Origin of the sequence: Candidatus Bandiella numerosa, assembly GCF_021811875.1 — a bacterium.
GTDB classification, from domain to species: Bacteria; Pseudomonadota; Alphaproteobacteria; order Rickettsiales; family Midichloriaceae; genus Aquirickettsia; species Aquirickettsia numerosa_A.
Genome location: NZ_JAJBJD010000266.1, coordinates 1 through 251, shown reverse-complemented (window position 1 = coordinate 251; position 251 = coordinate 1). Strand labels below are relative to the sequence as shown.

The 251-nt window shown below is 47.8% G+C and carries 1 protein-coding gene; it reads right to left on the bottom strand.

Translation table 11 applies throughout. The annotated features are described in order from the left end of the window. Nucleotides 1-186 (bottom strand): hypothetical protein (locus tag L8D11_RS05595; RefSeq protein WP_236870668.1); only part of this gene is annotated, 186 nt, incomplete at its 3' end. Between the last annotated feature and the right edge of the window lie 65 nt (nucleotides 187-251).

Here is a 251-nt window from a genome sequence, read left to right as displayed (position 1 = left end):
GCTGTCCATTAGCTGAGGCAAGGTTAACTTCGTGAGGAGTTGGCGGAAGGAAGCTGACGGCAAAGTAAGGCTGAGACGAACAGAAACTTGGTAGTAGGCCGTTATAACTGGGTAACCTAGCATTATCGAGTAGAGAGGCGCATTGCAGCACCTCCCTCTCACACCACCGTACAAGCGATGTCGCATAGGGCGGTTTCAGATTTGTGTTTACCAAAAGCAGAGTACATAGAGAAGAGATTAATCTTCTCAAA